Origin of the sequence: Nocardia sp. NPDC101769, from assembly GCF_044766925.1 — a bacterium.
In the GTDB taxonomy this organism is placed as follows: domain Bacteria; phylum Actinomycetota; class Actinomycetes; order Mycobacteriales; family Mycobacteriaceae; genus Nocardia.
On sequence record NZ_JBIWMX010000001.1, the window covers coordinates 22,487 to 40,451 of the forward strand.

Consider the following 17,965-nt stretch of genomic DNA (forward strand, 5'->3'; position numbering starts at 1 on the left):
GCGCCCCGGCCGCCACACCGCGAAACGAAACTTCGCACCCCGAACCGAAAAGAAGGTCGCCCTTCACGTTTCGCGCCAACTCACGCCGCGGCCGAACGCGCCGCCGGCCGATGGTTGGACGATGCAGCCCACGCATGCGGTCCGGCCCAGGTGCGCGGGTGCTTCCGAAGGCCCGAAACGGCCGAGACCGCACGCGAGTTGGCGGGAACACGGTGTCGGCGCAGTCATGTGTCAGCGCTCGGCCGGCCGGTTGCGTGTACCACCGGTTCAGGACGAGTCAGTCGCCGCAGCAACCTTCGGGGTCGGGAACGGTGCGGACCTCGCGGGTCTGGGCATTGCGGGCGGCCAGGTCGGCGGCGTCCGGGTAGTCGACCGCGATCAGCGACAGGCCGTGGGCCGGGGCCACGGTGACAGAGCTCGAGCGCTCGCGCTCGTTCAGCAAACCGGCGATCCAGGCGGGAGTGCGACGGCCTTCCCCCACGGCAAGGACCCCGCCGACCAGGCTCCGGACCATGGACCAGCAGAACGCGTCGGCGCTGACATAGGCGGTCAGCAGATCGCCGTCCTGGACCCAGTCGAAGCGCTGCAGTTCGCGGATGGTCGTCGCGCCCTCACGGCGGCGGCAGAAGGCGGCGAAATCGTGCAGGCCCAACAGTTTTCGCGACGCCTCACGCATGGCGTCGACATCGGGGCCCGGACGGCAGGGGACGACACTGCGCGCCCGAAGCGGTTCCGCGCCGAAAGGAGCCGTGGTCAGACGGTAGGCGTAGTGGCGGCGGATGGCGGAGAAGCGGGCGTCGAACTCGGGCGGCGCGAGGCGGGCCGCCTTGACGCGCACATCCTTCGGCAGGAAGCGCGCCAGCCGGTGCACCAGCTTGGGGCCGTCCACCTCGGTGTGCGTATCGAAGTGCGCGACTTGACCTTCCGCGTGCACGCCCGCGTCGGTGCGCCCGGCCACCGTGAGCTGGATGGGCTCGCGCTGCACCTTGCTCAGCGCGTCCTCGAGCACACCCTGCACGGTGCGCAGGCCGGGCTGGCGCGCCCAGCCGGTGAAATCGGTGCCGTCGTAACTGATGTCCAGCCGTACCCGAATCGAAACCGGTTCGGGCGTCGGATCCTCCACGGTCACAGCGATCTCCTGGTTAACATGGAGAAAGCCCGCCGACCCGGAGGGGACGGCGGGCTCACTCATGAATCCGAAAGGTGCGGAACTACTCCGCGGCCTTGTCCTCGGCGGCAGCCTCTTCGGCCGGAGCCTCGGCGGCAGGAGCCTCGACGACAGCCTCTTCGGCCTTGGCCTCGGCCGGAGCCTCGGCAGCCTTCTGCGAAGCGGCGACACGACGGGCGCGGTCGGCCTCGTTGGTCACGGTCTTCTCGCGGACCAGCTCGATGATCGCCATCGGAGCATTGTCACCCTTGCGGGGGATGGTCTTGATGATGCGGGTGTAGCCACCCTCACGGCCCTCGAACGAGGGACCGATCTCCGCGAACAGGGCGTGCACGACGTCCTTGGAGCGGATCACCTTCATGACCTCGCGACGGTCGGCCAGCGTGCCGCCCTTCGCCTTGGTGACAAGCTTCTCGGCGTAGGGGCGCAGCGCCTTGGCCTTGGCCTCGGTGGTCGTGATGCGACCGTGCTCGAAGAGCGCCGTCGCCAGGTTGGCGAAGATCGCCTTCTGGTGCGACGCCGTCCCGCCGAAGCGGGCACCCTTCTTGGGCTTGGGCATTGTTTGAATCTCCTGTGTTGAAGGCCGATTCGGGGCGCTACACCCCGAATGACCTAAAGCTGTTCGGTCTCGGCGTAGTCCTGCTCGCCGTTGTCGGTGTCGCTGAACGAACCGCTGTCGCTCCAGGTGCCGCTGGCCGCGTCGTAGCCGACGACGGAGGACGGATCGAAGGAAGCCGGAGAATCCTTGAGGGACAGGCCGAGCGAGTGCAGCTTGACCTTGACCTCGTCGATGGACTTCTGACCGAAGTTGCGGATGTCCAGCAGGTCCGACTCGGTGCGGGCGACCAGCTCGCCGACGGTGTGCACGCCTTCACGCTTGAGGCAGTTGTACGACCGCACGGTGAGATCCAGGTCCTCGATCGGCAGACCGAACGAAGCGATGTGGTCCGCTTCGGCCGGCGAGGGGCCGATCTCGATGCCCTCGGCCTCGACGTTCAGCTCGCGCGCGAGACCGAACAGCTCGACCAGGGTCTTGCCCGCAGACGCCAGCGCATCCCGCGCGGAGATCGAGTTCTTGGTCTCGACATCCAGGATGAGCCGGTCGAAGTCGGTGCGCTGCTCGACACGGGTGGCCTCGACCTTGTAGGTCACCTTCAGAACCGGCGAGTAGATCGAGTCCACCGGAATCCGGCCGATTTCCGCACCCGACGCCTTGTTCTGCACGGCGGGGACGTAGCCGCGACCGCGCTCGACCACGAGCTCGATCTCCAGCTTGCCCTTGTCGTTCAGGGTGGCGATATGCATGTCCGGGTTGTGCACGGTCACGCCCGCCGGGGGGACGATGTCACCGGCGGTGACGGTGCCCGGGCCCTGCTTGCGCACGTACATGGTGACCGGCTCGTCCTCTTCGGACGACACGACCAGGCCCTTGAGGTTCAGGATGATGTCGGTGACATCCTCCTTCACGCCCGGGACGGTGGTGAACTCGTGCAGCACGCCGTCGATGCGAATGCTGGTGACAGCGGCACCAGGAATCGACGACAGCAGCGTGCGGCGCAGCGAGTTGCCGAGGGTGTAACCGAAGCCCGGCTCCAGCGGTTCGATGGTGAACCGCGACCGGTTCTCGGACACGACCTCTTCGGTCAGCGTCGGTCGCTGTGAAATCAGCATTTCTTCCTCCTTCGAGCGCCCACCATTTGACGCTCACGATTGGGAACTGTTGCGGCCCTGGCGGATTCGTTTCGATGAAACCCGCCCACCGGGGCCGCAACCAGCGGCACGCGTACGCGCACCTATTACTTCGAGTAGAACTCGACGATCAGCTGTTCCTGCAGCGGAACATCGATCTGCGCACGCTCGGGGAGCTGGTGCACCAGGATCCGCAGACGGCCGGGAACGACCTGCAGCCAGCCCGGGATCGGACGGTCGCCGATGGTCTCACGCGCGACCTGGAAAGGCAGCGTGGCCAGCGACTTCGGCTTGACATCGATGATGTCGTACTGCGAGACCTGGAAGCTGGGCACGTCCACCTTCACACCGTTGACGGTGAAGTGGCCGTGCGAGACCAGCTGACGGGCGCCACGACGGGTCCGGGCCAGGCCGGCGCGGTACACGACGTTGTCCAGCCGCGACTCGAGCAGACGCAGCAGGTTGTCGCCGGTCTTGCCCTTCTGGCGGTTGGCCTCTTCGTAGTAGCGGCGGAACTGCTTCTCCATGACGCCGTACGAGAAGCGAGCCTTCTGCTTCTCCTGCAGCTGCATGAGGTACTCGGACTCCTTGATCCGCGCGCGGCCGTGCTGGCCGGGCGGGTAAGGACGACGCTCGAACGCCTGGTCGCCTCCGACGAGGTCGACACGCAGACGACGCGACTTGCGGGTGATAGGGCCGGTATAACGAGCCATTGTTTTCTACTCTTCCTTCCCGCTAGACGCGACGCCGCTTGGGCGGACGGCAGCCGTTGTGCGGCTGCGGGGTGACATCGGAGATCGTGCCGACCTCGAGGCCGGCGGCCTGGAGGGAGCGGATCGCGGTCTCGCGGCCCGAACCCGGGCCCTTCACGAAGACGTCGACCTTCTTGACGCCGTTCTCCTGCGCCTTGCGGGCAGCGTTCTCGGCGGCCAGCTGCGCGGCGAACGGAGTCGACTTACGCGAGCCCTTGAAACCGACGTGGCCGGAGGACGCCCAGGAGATGACGTTGCCTTCGGGGTCGGTGATGGACACGATCGTGTTGTTGAACGTGCTCTTGATGTGCGCGTGGCCGTGCGGGATGTTCTTCTTATCCCGGCGACGCGACTTCTGAGTCTTCTTCGGGCCCGAGGCCCGGCTCTTCGGAGGCATGCGCTATCCCTACTTCTTCTTGCCGGCGACGGTCTTCTTCGGACCCTTGCGCGTGCGGGCGTTGGTCTTGGTCCGCTGGCCGCGCACGGGCAGGCCACGGCGGTGGCGGATGCCCTGGTAGCAGCCGATCTCGATCTTGCGACGGATGTCGGCCTGCACCTCGCGGCGCAGGTCACCCTCGACCTTGAAGTCCTGCGACTCGATGTAGTCGCGGAGCTTGGTCAGGTCGTCATCGCTGAGGTCCTTGGAACGCAGGTCCGGGCTGACGCCGGTAACGTCCAGGATCTCCTTGGCGCGGGTACGGCCGATGCCGAAGATGTAGGTCAGCGCGATCTCCATGCGCTTTTCGCGCGGGAGGTCGACGCCCATCAGACGTGCCATGGTTGGCGATTCCTTACTTTTGCGGAGGTCTGCTCCCTGTCCGTCCCCTCGTAAGTGGGGCCCCGGCCTCCGTACCGGGGGTGGGCCGCCATCCGTCCCCTACGGGACTCGGCGACGGCGACTGGTGCTGGGAGTTCTTCTTTGTTGCCAATCCGAACCGCGTTCGGTGCTTGGCGGTGAGCGACCGGGGGCGTGAAGAAACCACTGTCCCGGCGATCACGGCACGAGGCCGCAATCAGCCCTGACGCTGCTTGTGGCGCAGGTTCTCGCAGATCACCATGACCCGACCGTGACGGCGGATCACCTTGCACTTCTCGCAGATCGGCTTGACGGACGGCTGAACCTTCACGTCAGATCCAATCTGGGTCGGTGTTCACTGGCCGTGAACACAGTTTTTCCCCGGCCGGTTTGACCGGGGAAAACCCGGGACTCACGCCCCGGAAGTCTCTGGCACCCGTGGGGGTGACTCACTTGTAGCGGTAGACGATGCGGCCGCGGGTCAGGTCGTAGGGCGACAGCTCCACGACGACGCGGTCCTCGGGCAGGATGCGAATGTAGTGCTGCCGCATCTTGCCGCTGATGTGGGCCAGCACCTTGTGACCGTTCTCCAGCTCGATCCGGAACATCGCGTTGGGCAACGGCTCGATAACCCGGCCCTCGACCTCGATGGCCCCTTCCTTCTTCGCCATATCCTCCGCGATCCCGGTTAGGCTGAACCTGGTTGGTTCAAGCTCATTACGGCAGGTCGGCCCCGAAGTTGGTGGTGCATTGCGGCCAACCCGGTGACATACTCACTGGAGGCGGCACTAGGACATGCCACAACCACTATGTAAGTCACCAGCGACCTAGCTTACCCGTTTCCCCAGACCCGGCCAAATACGGGTGCCGTGATGTGCCCCGCTGTGCACGACCGATGCCACCGGTTCCGCACAGCGCGCCACCGGGCGGACGAGATACGCCGGGCGCGCACCCGTCGGAGATCGCTAAGCTACGCCCGGTCCTGCACGATCGATCGAGCACCGGGGGTAGATGTGAGTCGCGAGAACGACGGACTCCCAATGCTTCCTCCCTGGCTCTCCGAGAGCGACGTCGCCGCAACCGGTTACGAGGCTCCCGTCGAGAACCTCCCCCAGGACGACGTCATCCCCGAACAGAAGGGCGGCCGCGGTCTCTTCGGCCGGCGCAAACCTCGCAAGGACGCGCCGTCCGGGCCCGCCGCCCAGCCGCCCGCCGCGAATCCCGCCCCCACCTCCGGTGGCGCCGAGCCGAATCCGTGGGCCTCGCAGCCGGCCGCCCCGATGCCGACCCGCGACCCCGGCACCCACTTCAACCTCCCGCACCGCGGCGACCAGTCGGGCAGCGCGAACCAGCAGTCCAACGGCCACAACCCGCAACCGCCACAGCCCGATGGCCACGGCCCGGCGCAGTCGCCGAATGGCCGAACCCCGACCCAGCTCCCGCAGAACAGCCAGCGCCCTGCACCCGGGCCGCACAACGGACAAGGCTCGACGCCGCCGCCCAACGGTCAGGGCTTCGGCGGTTCACCGCACCCTGGCCAGGCGCCCAACCTTCCGCAGGGGCCTCGCTTCGACGTCCCTCCGGCCAATGTCGGGCAGCCCGTACACCCGACCGCGCCGGAACCGCCTCGCCCGGCCCCACATTCGGGCCCGCTCGGACCGACACCTGGTCCGCAATTCTCGCCTCCGCCGATGCCCCCGGTTGATCCGACGCAGCGCATATCCGGGGCCGAACCGGCTCGGCTGGGCACACATTCGGGTCCGCTGGGGCCGGTGCAGGGTCCGCAATTCTCGATGCCGCCGACGCCCCCCGCCGAGCCCGCGAATCCGGCCGATCTGTCCGCTCCGGCACAACCGCAGTACGCCAGACCCGACTTCACCGCGCCCCCACTGCCGTCTTCGCCGAACTCGCCACAGGGCCCGAGTTCAGCTGAGTGGCACTCGCGGGGCGCGTCCCTCGCCGGCCCGGCCGCGGGTACTCCCGGCCCGGCCGACCTCGCGCGTCCCCCAGCGGATCCGACCACCCGGATGCCGCTCCCGCCCTCCCCGGGCGAAGCCGACTCGGCCGCAAACGATCCGGCGCTCCGCGCCGCGCGCCCGCCACTGCCCCCGGCCCCCGGCGAAGCCGATACCGCAGCCGATCCGGCCGACGCCACAACCAAGATGTCGCACCCGCCCCTGCCCCCGGCTCCGGGCGACCTGGACGCGACCGGCTCCGGCATCATCGCCCCGGCAGCCCCGACCACGCGCACACCGATCCCCCCGGCGCCCGAAACCGGCCCCGGCGCAGGTCAACCGGACTCCCGTCAGCCCGATGACACCGGCCACGCGGACCCCGACCAGGCCACCGCAGCGGGTCGGCAAGATACGAACGATGCCTCCGGCGAGCGCCCCGCCGCCGACCCCACCACACGTATTCCCAGCCCGCCCGGCGGCAATGATGCTGCGCCCGTACCGAACACGACGGCCGCCGCACACGAACTGCTGGAGACCCAGCCGGCCGGTCCGACCGGCACGCCCACCGACGGCGAACGAACCGACCCGAACACCGCTTTCGACCAGTCGATGCCCCCGGGACGTCACCGCGCCGCAGAAGACCCACTCCCGCAGCCCTCGGACCCCCGCCCCGGCGACCCGGTACCCCCTGCACCGCAAGGGAATTCCACATCGCCCATCCCCGGCCAACCCGACAGCCGCCCGCCCCTCCCCCCGATGCCCGGCACCCGACCGCAGAGCACCGGACCGATCCCACAGGTTCCAGCAACCGGTCCGCAGGGATCAGGTCCACTGGCACAGGGCACCGGATCCGGTTCGCTGCCTCAGATTCCGGGGCCAGGCGCGCAGATGTCCGGTAATGGCGGCCAGTGGATGCCGCCCGCGCCGCCGGTTCCGGGACCGTTCCCGGGCACACAGGGGATGCCGCCGGCAGCTGATTCCGGGCTTCCACCGATGCAGCCGACTCCGGGGTTCCCGGCGGGTCCTGTCCCGCCACAGCCGAATCCGTGGGGGCAGGCACCGGGGCCGAATTTCAACCATCCTGACAGTTCGTCCGGCAACCCCGATGGGGATGCGAACCCCTGGGCGAACGCTCCGATGTCCGAGGCAGCAGCCGCGGGTCTGAATGGGCCGCAGGCGAATGGTCCGGGTCGACCCGGTCCGGGGATGCCGCCGATGCAGCAGACCCCGGGATTCCCAGCGGGTGCTGTTCCGCCGCAGTTGAATCCCTGGGCGCAGGGGCCGGATGGGCCGATGCCGGGTGGCGGGGATGCCATCAACTCGGATGCGAATCCGTGGGCGAATGCGCCCATGTCCGAGGCGGCAGCCGCCGGGTTGACCGAGCCGCACGCCGGTGGTCCGGGACAGCAGGGGTTCGGTGGCCCGGGGAGCCTCGGTGCGCCAGGCCAGCCGGAAGCAGCGGGTCCCGGGCACTACGGCATGGCCCCGGGACAGGCCGGTGCTCCAGGCCAGCACGGCGTCTCGGCTCCCGGGCAGGCCGAAGCTCCGGGCCAGTACGGTGTGCCGGCTTCCGGGCAGCCGGGGGTCGGTGGGCCGGGGGCGGGCGCCTGGGGTGCGGCAGGACCGCGCGGGTTTGCCGGTGGTGCCGTGCCTTCGCTGGATGATGTGCCGATGCGGCGGGCCAAGAAGGCTCCGGAGTCGGGGTGGCGGCGGGCCGTGCACCACATGTCCGGTGGCGCCATCAATCCCGGGATGTCGGCGGAGGAGCGCCGGCTGCAGGAGTTGGTCGCGCGGATCCGGCAGCCCGTGCGCGGGGATTATCGGATCGCGGTGCTGTCGCTGAAGGGCGGTGTCGGGAAGACGACGACCACCATGGGGTTGGGCTCGATCTTCTCATCGATTCGCGGGGACCGGGTGATCGCGGTCGACGCGAACCCGGACTTCGGGACGTTGTCACAGCGGGTGCCGTTGCAGACTCGGTCGACGGTGCGGGACCTGTTGCTGGACGAGTACATTCAGCGGTATTCGGATGTGCGCCGCCACACCTCGCAGGGCAGCAGCCGCCTGGAGGTACTGGCCAGTGAGCGGGATCCGGCGGCGTCGGAGGCGTTCAGCGAGGAGGAGTATCGCGCGGTCGCACGCATCCTGCAGCGCTTCTACAACATCATCCTCACCGACTGCGGTACCGGCCTGATGCATTCGGCCATGGCGGGTGTGCTGGATCTGGCGCACTCCCTGGTGCTGATCTCGTCCTCGGCCATCGACGGCGCGCGCAGTGCCGCCGCCACCCTGGACTGGCTGTCGCTGCACGGCCACGATCATCTGGTCCGGAATGCGGTGGTGGTGATCAACCTGCCGCGCCCGGGCGCCCCGAATGTCGGCATCAATCAGCTGCGCGACTATTTCCTGTCGCGTTGCCGCGCAGTGCACATCATCCCCTACGACGCGCATCTGGGTGAGGGCGCGGAGATCGATCTGCACCGTCTCAGCAAGCCCACCAAACGCGCGTACGTCGAGCTGGCGGCCACCGTCGCCGACGATTTCGGGGCCGACCACCGGCGTTACCGAGGCTGACGCGAATCCGTTCGGCGACTGCATATTCGGCCCCTCAATTGGGCATGACACAGTACCGAACCGGTGCTAATTTGTGACTCGATCGCGCCGGTCCGCTCGGCGCGGTGCGGGTTCGGGCGGTTGGACGGCCCGCACTAACGTGGGTGGGGGAACGCATGCGTTTGGGGTTCCGGCGATTCGGTGTGGCCGGGATGGGGGTCTTCTTGCTGATGCTGTCCGCGGCGTGCGGCGGGATCAGCAGTTCCGCACCGGATTACGGTCCATATCCCGTCGGCCCCGGGGACGATGACTTCGATCGGCAGCCGAATATCGTGCGCGGCGTCTTCGCGGAGTCGTTGCGGCTGGGTGATCACATCATCTTCGCGACCGATATCGATCCGGACCTGACGGCAGTGCGGGACAATGGTGTGACCACGACCGATCGGGGCCTGGGCGACACGACGATATCCACGGAGCAGCGGGTGACAGCGGTCCGCTATGGCGTGGTCGGTGGGTTCAGCGCCGCGGCGGCGAACCGTCCCGATACCGGTGATGGTCAGCCGCGCAAGTACCTGTCCGTCTCACTCACGGCTTTCCATGACGAGCAGGCTGCCGCCGCGGCGGCGGCCGCCATGGAGCGCGTCGATCTCGAAGCGAACACCGATAACCTTCCCGTCGCCCTCGCCGCGTTCCCGGCTGCGATGAGCCACTGGCGGCCGGGCGTCCCGTCCCTGGGCAGCGTGATGGCCTGGAAGACGCTGGTGATCCACGTGTACGCCGAATTGCCCGATCCGGATCTCGGCCGATTGGCCGACACGGTGACCACGGTGTACCGCAAGCAGCTCACCGAACTCGACTCGTTCGACGCGAGCGCGGTGCCCGATACGGCGACGGTCCCGCTGGATCCGGATCGATTGCTGGCCCGGCTGGTCCGGACCGGTGAGCCGCTGGCCGACCAGGAGAATTTCGCGGCGTTCGGGGTCCGCGCGTATTCCTCCCTGTCGGCCACTCCCGCAACCGAGTTCATGTTGTACACCGGTCACGGCGTGACGGCCCTCGCGGTCTCCTACAACAAATTCCTGTATAGACTGCGCGATGCCGCCGCAGCCACGGAGTACGGCCGCTATCTGGCAGATAGCCGCGATGAATCGGAGTACACCTCGATGAGCGCCATCCGCGGCGTTCCCGCAGCCGCCTGCTCGCAGGCCACTCGTCCGGATCTGAAATCCCTGCAGGCTCGCAGATACCGCTGTGTCGTGGTCCGCGACAGCTATGTGGCCGTCGTGTACAGCGCTGTGGATACCGATGTCCGTCAGCTGGCGGCCGCTCAGTACTCGGCGATGGCGAATCCGCGATGAAGGCGCTGCTGCCGGAGGACCCGCGCTGGATCGGCCCGCACCGGATGATCGCCGTGATCGGCAGGGGAGGGATGGGCCGTGTGCTGCTGGGCCGCACACCGACCGGAAGATTGGTGGCGATCAAGCAGATTCACCCGGGCCGCGCCGATGATTTCGAGTTCCGGGTCCGGTTCCATCAGGAGGTGGCGTCGACCCGACGGCTGACCGGCGCGTACACCGCGGCCGTGGTGGACAGCGAGGTGGATGCCGAGAACCCCTGGCTGGCAACCGAATACATCGCGGCACCGGATCTGCAGTCGGTGGTCGAGAAGTGCGGCCCGCTGCCGCTGGCGGGGCTGCGGTTGCTGGCGACCGGCCTCGCGTCCGCGCTCATCGAGGTTCACCGAGCGGCCCTGGTGCACCGAGACCTCAAGCCCGGCAACGTCTTGCTGACTCCGGAGGGTCCACGGCTCATCGATTTCGGCATCGCCCGAGCACAGGACGCCGATACCGGTCCCACCATGTCGGGCGCGGCGCTCGGTTCACCCGCCTATATGGCCCCGGAGCAGGCCGAGGGCAAACCGGTCACCGCGGCGGCCGATATCTTCGCGGTCGGCGCGCTGCTGACGATGGCCGCCACCGGATCCAGTCCTTTCCCCGGTGACTCCACTCCCCAGATCGTTTATGGCGTCGTGCACGGCACCCCGGACCTCCGGGCGGTGCCTCACTCCCTGCGCGACCTGGTCGAATCCTGCCTGGCGAAGGATCCGGTGCACCGCCCTTCGGCGCGGCAACTGCTGGATCAGGCGGAGCGGATTCCGGCCGATTCGGTGTGGCCGCACCGGGTTCAGGACTTCATCGCAGCGCATCGGGCCGATGCCGAATGGTGGGCGTCGACCGGAGAGCGGGAAGCCCGGTATCGGGATGAACTGGCGCGCATAGCGATGCGGCGACGGGCGACGCTGCGCTGGGCGACGGCGGCCGTCGTCACCGTGCTGGTTTTCGCCGGGGCCGTGATGGGTGTACATCGCTGGGCGGCCACGGGTGGGCATGCACAGCCGATGACCGATCCGTCGTTGGCGTTGACCGCGGCCGAGCTGCGAATGCTGGACCCCTGCAAGGTGATCGACCGGGCGATCGCGGGCAAGCTCGGCACCCGCATCGGTGATCCGGAGTGGCTGCTCAGCGGCGGCTGCGGCATCACGGTCGTGGACGCCGCCAAGCAAAGGGTTTCTTACGGCCTGGATGTCGATGGGAACTTCCTGGGAGTGGAGGGTATGACCCCGACCGGGCGAGCAGCGGGCTGGACTCCCATCTTCATCGGCAAACCGGTGGACAGCCTTTGCGACAGCGAGCTGGTTACGCAGACCGGCGGCCAGGTGACGCTGAAGGTGTATGCCGAGATGCTGGACTCCATGACGGAGAGCGCAGCGGCGTGCGCGGCGGCCGAGGAGGCAATGATCGCCGTGGTCGGGCAGCTCACCGTCAATGTGCCGCTGCGCAACCTGCCGTCGAGTTCGGTGTTGCGCGTCGATCCGTGCGGCGTCCTGGATTCCGCGCTGGCGCGGGGAATCACCGGTGCCCTCGGAAGTCGCCGGACTACGCCGCATGCCTGCTCGTTGACCGGTCACAACGGCTCGATCACTACCGGGTTGATCGAATCCATGCGTCCGGACCAGGTATACGGGACCAAGCCCACGGCGCAGGTGGGCAAGTACACGGCGATCATCACGTCGCAAAGCGACCAGGAATGCGATCTCACGTACATGGTGCACCCCACCACCGACAACCAGGCAGAGCAGGTCCAGCTGTCGGTGACCGATTTCGCGAAACCGTCGGATCCCTGTACCAAGACCGAGCAACTGCTGGCCGACATCATTGCGCGGCTGCCGAAGTCATGACGATCCGTCCACTTGCGCCGGGCGATCCGCGGACCATCGGCCGCTATCGCGTACTGGGTCTGCTCGGATCCGGTGGGATGGGCCGTGTCCTGCTCGGGATCGGACCGGACGGCCGATTGGTGGCCATCAAGCAGGTGCACACGCACCTGCTGGGCGACTACGAGTATCGGGCCCGGTTCCGCCGCGAGGTGACCACAGGCATGCGGGTGTCCGGGGCCTTCACCGCCGCCGTGGTCGATTTCGATGTCGATACCCAGAATCCTTGGCTGGCTTCTGTTTTCATAGTAGGTATTCCGCTCGACAAGGCGGTGTCCGAGATCGGACCGCTACCGGTGCCCGCGCTCGCGACCCTGGCCACCGATCTGTCGGCGGCGCTCCAGGACATCCATCGCGCCGGGCTCGTGCATCGGGATCTCAAGCCCGCCAATGTCATGCTCACCGCCGAGGGCGCGCGGGTGATCGACTTCGGCATCGCGCACATGGCCGGCAATCCGAGCGGGCTGACCGAAACCGGTACGGCGCTGGGTTCTCCTGCCTACATGTCGCCGGAACAAGCCTCGGGCGAGCCGATCACGGCCGCCAGTGATGTCTTCTCCCTCGGTTCGCTATTGGTGATGGCCGCGACCGGATCGAGTCCTTTCGCCGCATCCTCGCTGGCATACACCCTGTTCCAAATCGTGCACACCGAACCAGATCTCGGGAAGGTTCCGCCCGAGGCCAGAGAATTGATCGCGGCCTGCCTGCACAAGGATCCGCGCTCCCGCCCGACGGCCGCGCAGCTGCTGCAGCGCCTGGGTGGTCTGCCGGGCGGGACGGCGCCCTGGCCGGCCAAGCTGCATGTCGGCCTGCGCCGTCAGGCCCAGGACCTGGCGCTGCTCACTTCCGATCCCGAGAGCACCCTCGTCGTCGGCGGGCGCACGGCAACGACACTCGCGCCCGGCACACGACCGCGGGGAAAGGCGACCGCCCTGCGAACGCGGCTCCGCCGCATCGCCTTTGCCACCATCCTGGTACTGATGGCCGTCGTGACGGGCATCAGCTGGGCGCGTCATCCGTCGACCACGACCCCGCGTCCAGTGGCGATCGAGCCGATGCTGTCCAGGCTCCGGAATGCCGACGCCTGTGCGTGGCTGAAGCAAGCGCTCACCGGAGCCGTTCCCGCCGATTCCGGCTGGCCCGCCGATGTGTCGATGTGGCAGTGGAGTCCCAGTTTCGATTGGGGCTGCCAGGCTCGGTCCGCCGATCGAAGCCTGACCGTCAGACCGGGGGGCTCGGCGGCGTTCGGACCGATCGGCGAAACCGTCGACGGTCTTCCCGTGCTCGGTCACGAGGACGCCAATAGTCCGGCCTGCGCGCGCGGCGTCGGCCTGGATGGCACCGGCCGAGGCTGGGGCATCATCGTCGAGTCGAAAGGGATGCAGGCGTGCGGCCTCGCTCAGCGAGCCCTCGAACGCCTGGTGGCGACGCGCGCCGCCCCGCCCCGGCGCACCGAAACGGCGACGCTGGCCGGGCTGGACGCATGCACCCTGGTGCCCCGGGAACTCGTCGACACATTGGTGGGCCCGATCCCCGACCAGCCGAAGCCCATCGATGCCCACGGTTGCCGATGGGACGGCGTGGCCACCGTCTACGTAATGCTCCACCTGCTCGGAAGCACGGACCAACCCATCCCCACCGACGATCCGATCGATGTGGGCGACGGCTTACGAGCCTTCCGTCGCGATATCGGGGCGTCGACGGGAAGCTGTCAGCTCCTGTACCCCTACCATGACGTCGGTGACTTCCGCGAAGCGGTCGAAGTCTATGTGCAGGGTGTCGAAGTACAACGCGAAAAGCACTGCGCCACAGCCACCTCCACCATGCATTCATTGATCGGCAAATTGCCGCCGCTCAATTGACGGCGATTTGCGGCGGCAGGGAGTTCGGTCCCCTCGCCCGCACATGACACGGCACCGAAGCGGTGCTAATTTGTGGCTCGATCGCGCCGGTGAGTTCGCGCGATGCGGGTTCGAACGGTTCGGCGGCCCGCTGCTGACCAGTGATGAGGGTTAACGCATGCGTCTGAGGTTCCGGCGATGGTCCGTGGCCGGAATGGGTGTCGCAGTGCTGGTTCTGTCGACGGCGTGTGGGAGTGATGGGGGCGCACCGGATTATGGACCGTATTCGACTGCGCCCGGCGACAATGACTTCGATCGGCAGCCGAGCCGGATCCGCGGGATCTTCGCCGAGTCGGTGCGACTGGCGGATCACATCGTCTTCGCGACCGATATCGATCCCGACCTGACGACCGTGCGCGGCGGCGGGATCTCGGCCGACGATCGCGGCTTCCACGAGACCGCGCTCTCGCCGCAGCAGCGGGCGGCGGCGCGCCCCTTCGGGGTCGCCGGTTCCTTCGGCATCGCGGCCGCGAACCGGCCCGCCGGTGACGGTCCGCCGCAGAAGTATCTGGCGGTGTCGCTCACGGCATTTCGCGACGAGCGGTCGGCGACGGCGGCCGCGGCGGAGATGGCCCGGGTCGATTTCGAGGCGAGTCCCGACAACGCGCCGGTCGGGGTGGACGCCTTCCCGGCCGCGCTGAGTCATTGGCGGCCGGGTGTGCCGTCGCTGGGCAGTCTCATGGCGTGGAAGAACGTGGTGATCCGGGTGTACGCCGAGCTGCCGGATCCCGACCTGGGTCGGCTGGTCGACAGGGTCACCACCACCTATCGCAAGCAGGTGGCAGGGCTGGCCGGCTTCGACACCTCCCCCGTGCCGGATCCGGCCACGGTGCCGCTCGATCCGGACGGCCTGTTGACCCGGCTGGTGCGCACCGGTGATCCGCTGGCCGACCCGAAGACGTTCGCCGCCTTCGGGGTCCGCGCCTTCTCGGCGCTCTCACCGGAGCCACCGCACACTTTCGGCAAATATTCCGGCAGCGGCGTGACGGCGCTGGCGGTGTCCCACAACAAATACCTGTATCGGATGCGGGATTCGAAGGCCGCCGCACAGTATGGCCGAGACCTCGCCGCCGACCCCGAGAACTCGGAGTACACCTGGATGCGTAATGTCCGCGGCCTGACCGCCGCAACCTGTTCGCAGGCGACCCGCCCGGACCCGAAATCCGTGCAGGCCCGCCGATATCGCTGTGTGGTGGTGCGCGACGGGTATGTGGGCGTGGTCTACAGCAATACCGAGACCGATGTCCGGCAGCTGGCGGCGGCGCAGTACGCGATCATGGGGGATCCGCGATGAAGGCACTGCTGCCCGACGATCCGCGCTGGATCGGCCCGCACCATATGATCGCCGTCATCGGCACCGGTGATATGGGCCGGGTGCTGCTGGGCCGTACGCCCACCGGAAAGCTGGTGGCGGTCAAGCGGATTCACCGCTCGCAGGCCGTGGATATGGAGTTCCGGGCGCGCTTCCAGCGGGAGCTGGAGACCACCAGGCAGCTGACCGGAACCTATACGGCGGCCGTGGTGGACAGTGACTCGAATGCCGAGCGACCCTGGCTTGCCACGGAATACCTGCCGGCGCCGGATCTCGCGACGGTCGTGGCGGCCTGCGGTCCGCTGCCGCTGCCGGGGCTGCGCCTGCTGACGATCGGTCTGGCCACCGCCCTGATCGAGGTGCACCGAGCGGTGCTGGTGCACCGGAATCTCAAACCCGGCAATGTGCTGCTGATGCCCGAGGGCCCGCGCATCATCGATTTCGGTATCACCCGGGCACGCGATGCCGAGAGCGCTTCGGACGCCGCCGCCGACGCGCCGCCCTATATGGCCCCCGAGCAGGCCGAGGGCGAGCCGGTGACCTCCGCCGTCGACATCTACGCCGTCGGCATGCTGCTGGTCCTGGCCGCCACCGGATCCATGTCCGCCACACCGGATCTGCAGGCGGTCCCGCATGCGCTGCGCAAACTGGTGGAGTCCTGCCTGGCGCCCGATCACGCGCATCGCCCGTCGGCGCGTCAGCTGCTGGAGCAGGCGGAGCGCATTCCGGCGGAATCGGCGTGGCCGCAACCGGTTCTGGACTTCCTCGAGACGCATCGGGCCGATGCCGAATGGTGGGCGTCCAGCGGTGAGCAGGAGACCCGCTATCGGGATCAGCTGGCGCGCTTGGCCGGTCGGCGGCGGCGCACGATCGGCTGGGCGGCGGCGGCCGTCACCGGCCTGGTGGTGGTGAGCGGCACGCTGGCGGGGCTGAGCCGGTCCTCGCAGACCGACGGCCGCGCCCAGCCGCACACGGATCCATCACTGGACTTGACGGCCATGGAATTGCGGCTGCTGGACTTCTGCGCGGTCATCGACAAGGCGGTGCCCGGCAAGCTCGGCACCCGCACCGGTGATCCGGAAGCCTCGCCCGAGGGCGGCTGTGGCACCACCGTGGTCGATTCGGCGCAGCGCAAGGTCCATTACAACCTGGACATTCCCGACCACGCCATCGGTGTGGACCAGTTGACGCCGACGGGCCGGACCGCCGGCTGGGGCCCGATCCTCAGCGCCGGAGCCGCGGACAACAAATGCGACACCGTGCTGGTGACCCAGTCCGGCGGGAATGTGCCGCTGCGGATGTCAGCCGAGGAACTGGACCCCGCGGCCCAGCCGGGAACCGCCTGCACCGCGGCGGAGGACGCGCTGACAGCGGTTGCGCAGCAGCTCACCTCGTACGTGCCGCAGCGGACGGTCCCGTCGAATTCGATATTGCGGGTGGACCCGTGTTCGGTGGTGCAGGACAGCACGATTCGCGAGACCGTCGGCGATATCGCCGACCATCAGCGCGCCCCGCACGCCTGTGCGACCATCGGCCGCGACGGCTGGGTCCGCGTCGACCTGGTCGACCAGAGCCGCCCCGATCAGGGCGAGTGGACCTACGAATCCCTGCAGGCCGGAGAATTCACCGCGTATGTCACCGGCGCGCGCTCCAGCAACGACTGCTATCTCAGCTACCTGGTGCGGCCCACGGATAAAGACAATGCCGAGCAACTGAAGCTCACGGTGTCCGATCTGTCGAATTCACCGGATGCGTGCGGTAAGGCCGTGAAACTGCTCGACGAGGCCATCCGGCGACTGCCGAAGTAACCATCTCCGCGCGCTGCGATTGCAAATGATCCTTCGCGCAGAACATGGCGGTCCGGGCCGCCCTGAGGCCCGGACCGCGCAGTTGTTTCGCTATTTACCAGGCGGGCAGCCGACGCCGACCGGCGAGCACATCACGAACGAGATCGTCGTAAGCGTCCGACAATTCGGCTAAATGGTGCCAAGCGGCGTGTAGCATTTCATCATTCGCGTCAAGGGTCATCAACGCGTGATGAGCCCGAACCGAAGCCTCTGCGAGGCGGTCGATGACCGAACCGACCGTTTCGGTGTGCAGGGTCGCACCCAGCCGATGCTGGGGAACCGAGCGCACGATCCAGTCGTCGATGGCCATGACCAATTCGATTCGGCGGCGCTTTGTTTCGATGATCGAGGTGGGATCGGTTTCCGGACCGATACCGCCGCGTCCGACCAGCCGCCGCTCGTGCAGCACCGCGAGATCGTGGGCGAACCACAGCAGGGGTCCGCCGATCACCCGGTGACCGCGACAAGCGCGCAGTAGTAGGTCGGAGGTCGGCAATAGGCCGGGCGCCAAGGGCTGCGCCTCCATATCCGCATACGAAGCGGACACGTCGGGCAATGCCACAACGACCGTGTTTGATGTCTCCGAACCTGCCACGTTGCCTCGCGTTCTTCGACGTATAACAACACCGCATTCAGGACGTTCATTACAATAAACCTCAGAATGCTGGTGTCAAGCCTTACACGGCAGTAGTACTAGCGGAGTAGACTTCTGAGCCTT

At 67.8% G+C, this 17,965-nt stretch carries 15 protein-coding genes; 6 read left to right on the forward strand and 9 right to left on the reverse strand.

All coding sequences use genetic code 11. The annotated features are described in order from the left end of the window. Positions 1 to 277 precede the first annotated feature (277 nt). From truA to infA, 8 genes are all read right to left on the reverse strand, one after another. Entirely contained in the window at positions 278 to 1,192 is a 915-nt protein-coding gene (gene truA / locus ACIRRA_RS00095) for a tRNA pseudouridine(38-40) synthase TruA (RefSeq protein ID WP_402760943.1), read from the reverse strand. A 19-nt stretch (positions 1,193 to 1,211) separates the two neighbouring features. Beyond that, the gene (rplQ, locus tag ACIRRA_RS00100; RefSeq protein WP_402760946.1) at positions 1,212 to 1,727 is read right to left on the reverse strand and encodes a 50S ribosomal protein L17; all 516 of its coding nucleotides are present in this window, start codon (positions 1,725 to 1,727) and stop codon (positions 1,212 to 1,214) included. A gap of 53 nt (positions 1,728 to 1,780) precedes the next feature. Next, positions 1,781 to 2,839 (reverse strand): DNA-directed RNA polymerase subunit alpha, encoded by a 1,059-nt coding sequence (locus ACIRRA_RS00105; RefSeq protein WP_040855475.1) that lies wholly within the window; start codon positions 2,837 to 2,839, stop codon positions 1,781 to 1,783. Between the two features lie 125 nt (positions 2,840 to 2,964). Next, the gene (gene rpsD, locus ACIRRA_RS00110) at positions 2,965 to 3,570 is read right to left on the reverse strand and encodes a 30S ribosomal protein S4 (protein ID WP_402760949.1); all 606 of its coding nucleotides are present in this window, start codon (positions 3,568 to 3,570) and stop codon (positions 2,965 to 2,967) included. Between the two features lie 22 nt (positions 3,571 to 3,592). Next, a complete protein-coding gene (gene rpsK / locus ACIRRA_RS00115; RefSeq protein WP_040855472.1) occupies positions 3,593 to 4,006 on the reverse strand; it encodes a 30S ribosomal protein S11 in 414 nt (137 codons plus the stop codon). A 9-nt stretch (positions 4,007 to 4,015) separates the two neighbouring features. After that, entirely contained in the window at positions 4,016 to 4,387 is a 372-nt protein-coding gene (gene rpsM, locus ACIRRA_RS00120; protein ID WP_040855471.1) for a 30S ribosomal protein S13, read from the reverse strand. A 235-nt stretch (positions 4,388 to 4,622) separates the two neighbouring features. Continuing rightward, positions 4,623 to 4,736 carry a 50S ribosomal protein L36 gene (rpmJ, locus tag ACIRRA_RS00125; protein WP_033085975.1) on the reverse strand — a complete coding sequence of 38 codons (114 nt, stop codon included), beginning with the start codon at positions 4,734 to 4,736 and terminating at the stop codon, positions 4,623 to 4,625. 118 nt (positions 4,737 to 4,854) lie between these two features. Then, positions 4,855 to 5,076, reverse strand: a complete 222-nt coding sequence (infA, locus tag ACIRRA_RS00130) for a translation initiation factor IF-1 (protein ID WP_040804562.1) — start codon at positions 5,074 to 5,076, stop codon at positions 4,855 to 4,857. Between the two features lie 2,499 nt (positions 5,077 to 7,575). Between infA and ACIRRA_RS00135 the strand changes: the two genes are divergently transcribed. From ACIRRA_RS00135 to ACIRRA_RS00160, 6 genes are all read left to right on the forward strand, one after another. Beyond that, on the forward strand, positions 7,576 to 8,934 hold the full coding sequence (locus ACIRRA_RS00135; RefSeq protein WP_402760955.1) for a MinD/ParA family protein: 1,359 nt from the start codon (positions 7,576 to 7,578) through the stop codon (positions 8,932 to 8,934). 155 nt (positions 8,935 to 9,089) lie between these two features. Then, positions 9,090 to 10,271: a hypothetical protein gene (locus ACIRRA_RS00140; RefSeq protein ID WP_402760957.1), complete on the forward strand. Its 1,182-nt coding sequence runs from the start codon at positions 9,090 to 9,092 to the stop codon at positions 10,269 to 10,271. Beyond that, complete coding sequence (locus ACIRRA_RS00145; protein ID WP_402760960.1) at positions 10,268 to 12,151, forward strand: serine/threonine-protein kinase; 1,884 nt, start codon at positions 10,268 to 10,270, stop codon at positions 12,149 to 12,151. Before ACIRRA_RS00140 ends, ACIRRA_RS00145 begins: the two co-directional genes overlap by 4 nt. Further along, positions 12,148 to 14,049 (forward strand): protein kinase, encoded by a 1,902-nt coding sequence (locus ACIRRA_RS00150; protein ID WP_402760962.1) that lies wholly within the window; start codon positions 12,148 to 12,150, stop codon positions 14,047 to 14,049. Before ACIRRA_RS00145 ends, ACIRRA_RS00150 begins: the two co-directional genes overlap by 4 nt. Before the next feature lie 157 nt (positions 14,050 to 14,206). Beyond that, on the forward strand, positions 14,207 to 15,382 hold the full coding sequence (locus ACIRRA_RS00155; RefSeq protein WP_402760965.1) for a hypothetical protein: 1,176 nt from the start codon (positions 14,207 to 14,209) through the stop codon (positions 15,380 to 15,382). Further along, a complete protein-coding gene (locus ACIRRA_RS00160; RefSeq protein ID WP_402760968.1) occupies positions 15,379 to 17,208 on the forward strand; it encodes a serine/threonine protein kinase in 1,830 nt (609 codons plus the stop codon). Before ACIRRA_RS00155 ends, ACIRRA_RS00160 begins: the two co-directional genes overlap by 4 nt. Positions 17,209 to 17,302: 94 nt before the next feature. Here ACIRRA_RS00160 and ACIRRA_RS00165 read toward each other — a convergent pair whose 3' ends face one another. Continuing rightward, entirely contained in the window at positions 17,303 to 17,794 is a 492-nt protein-coding gene (locus ACIRRA_RS00165) for a DUF4254 domain-containing protein (protein WP_402760971.1), read from the reverse strand. Positions 17,795 to 17,965 lie beyond the last annotated feature (171 nt).

Coding starts and splice junctions, on each gene's coding strand:
- truA (WP_402760943.1), bottom strand. CDS start 1,192: ATGAGTGAGCCCGCCGTCCCCTCCGGGTCGGCGGGCTTTCTCCATGTT.
- rplQ (WP_402760946.1), bottom strand. CDS start 1,727: ATGCCCAAGCCCAAGAAGGGTGCCCGCTTCGGCGGGACGGCGTCGCAC.
- ACIRRA_RS00105 (WP_040855475.1), bottom strand. CDS start 2,839: ATGCTGATTTCACAGCGACCGACGCTGACCGAAGAGGTCGTGTCCGAG.
- rpsD (WP_402760949.1), bottom strand. CDS start 3,570: ATGGCTCGTTATACCGGCCCTATCACCCGCAAGTCGCGTCGTCTGCGT.
- rpsK (WP_040855472.1), bottom strand. CDS start 4,006: ATGCCTCCGAAGAGCCGGGCCTCGGGCCCGAAGAAGACTCAGAAGTCG.
- rpsM (WP_040855471.1), bottom strand. CDS start 4,387: ATGGCACGTCTGATGGGCGTCGACCTCCCGCGCGAAAAGCGCATGGAG.
- infA (WP_040804562.1), bottom strand. CDS start 5,076: ATGGCGAAGAAGGAAGGGGCCATCGAGGTCGAGGGCCGGGTTATCGAG.
- ACIRRA_RS00135 (WP_402760955.1), top strand. CDS start 7,576: ATGCAGCAGACCCCGGGATTCCCAGCGGGTGCTGTTCCGCCGCAGTTG.
- ACIRRA_RS00140 (WP_402760957.1), top strand. CDS start 9,090: ATGCGTTTGGGGTTCCGGCGATTCGGTGTGGCCGGGATGGGGGTCTTC.
- ACIRRA_RS00145 (WP_402760960.1), top strand. CDS start 10,268: ATGAAGGCGCTGCTGCCGGAGGACCCGCGCTGGATCGGCCCGCACCGG.
- ACIRRA_RS00150 (WP_402760962.1), top strand. CDS start 12,148: ATGACGATCCGTCCACTTGCGCCGGGCGATCCGCGGACCATCGGCCGC.
- ACIRRA_RS00155 (WP_402760965.1), top strand. CDS start 14,207: ATGCGTCTGAGGTTCCGGCGATGGTCCGTGGCCGGAATGGGTGTCGCA.
- ACIRRA_RS00160 (WP_402760968.1), top strand. CDS start 15,379: ATGAAGGCACTGCTGCCCGACGATCCGCGCTGGATCGGCCCGCACCAT.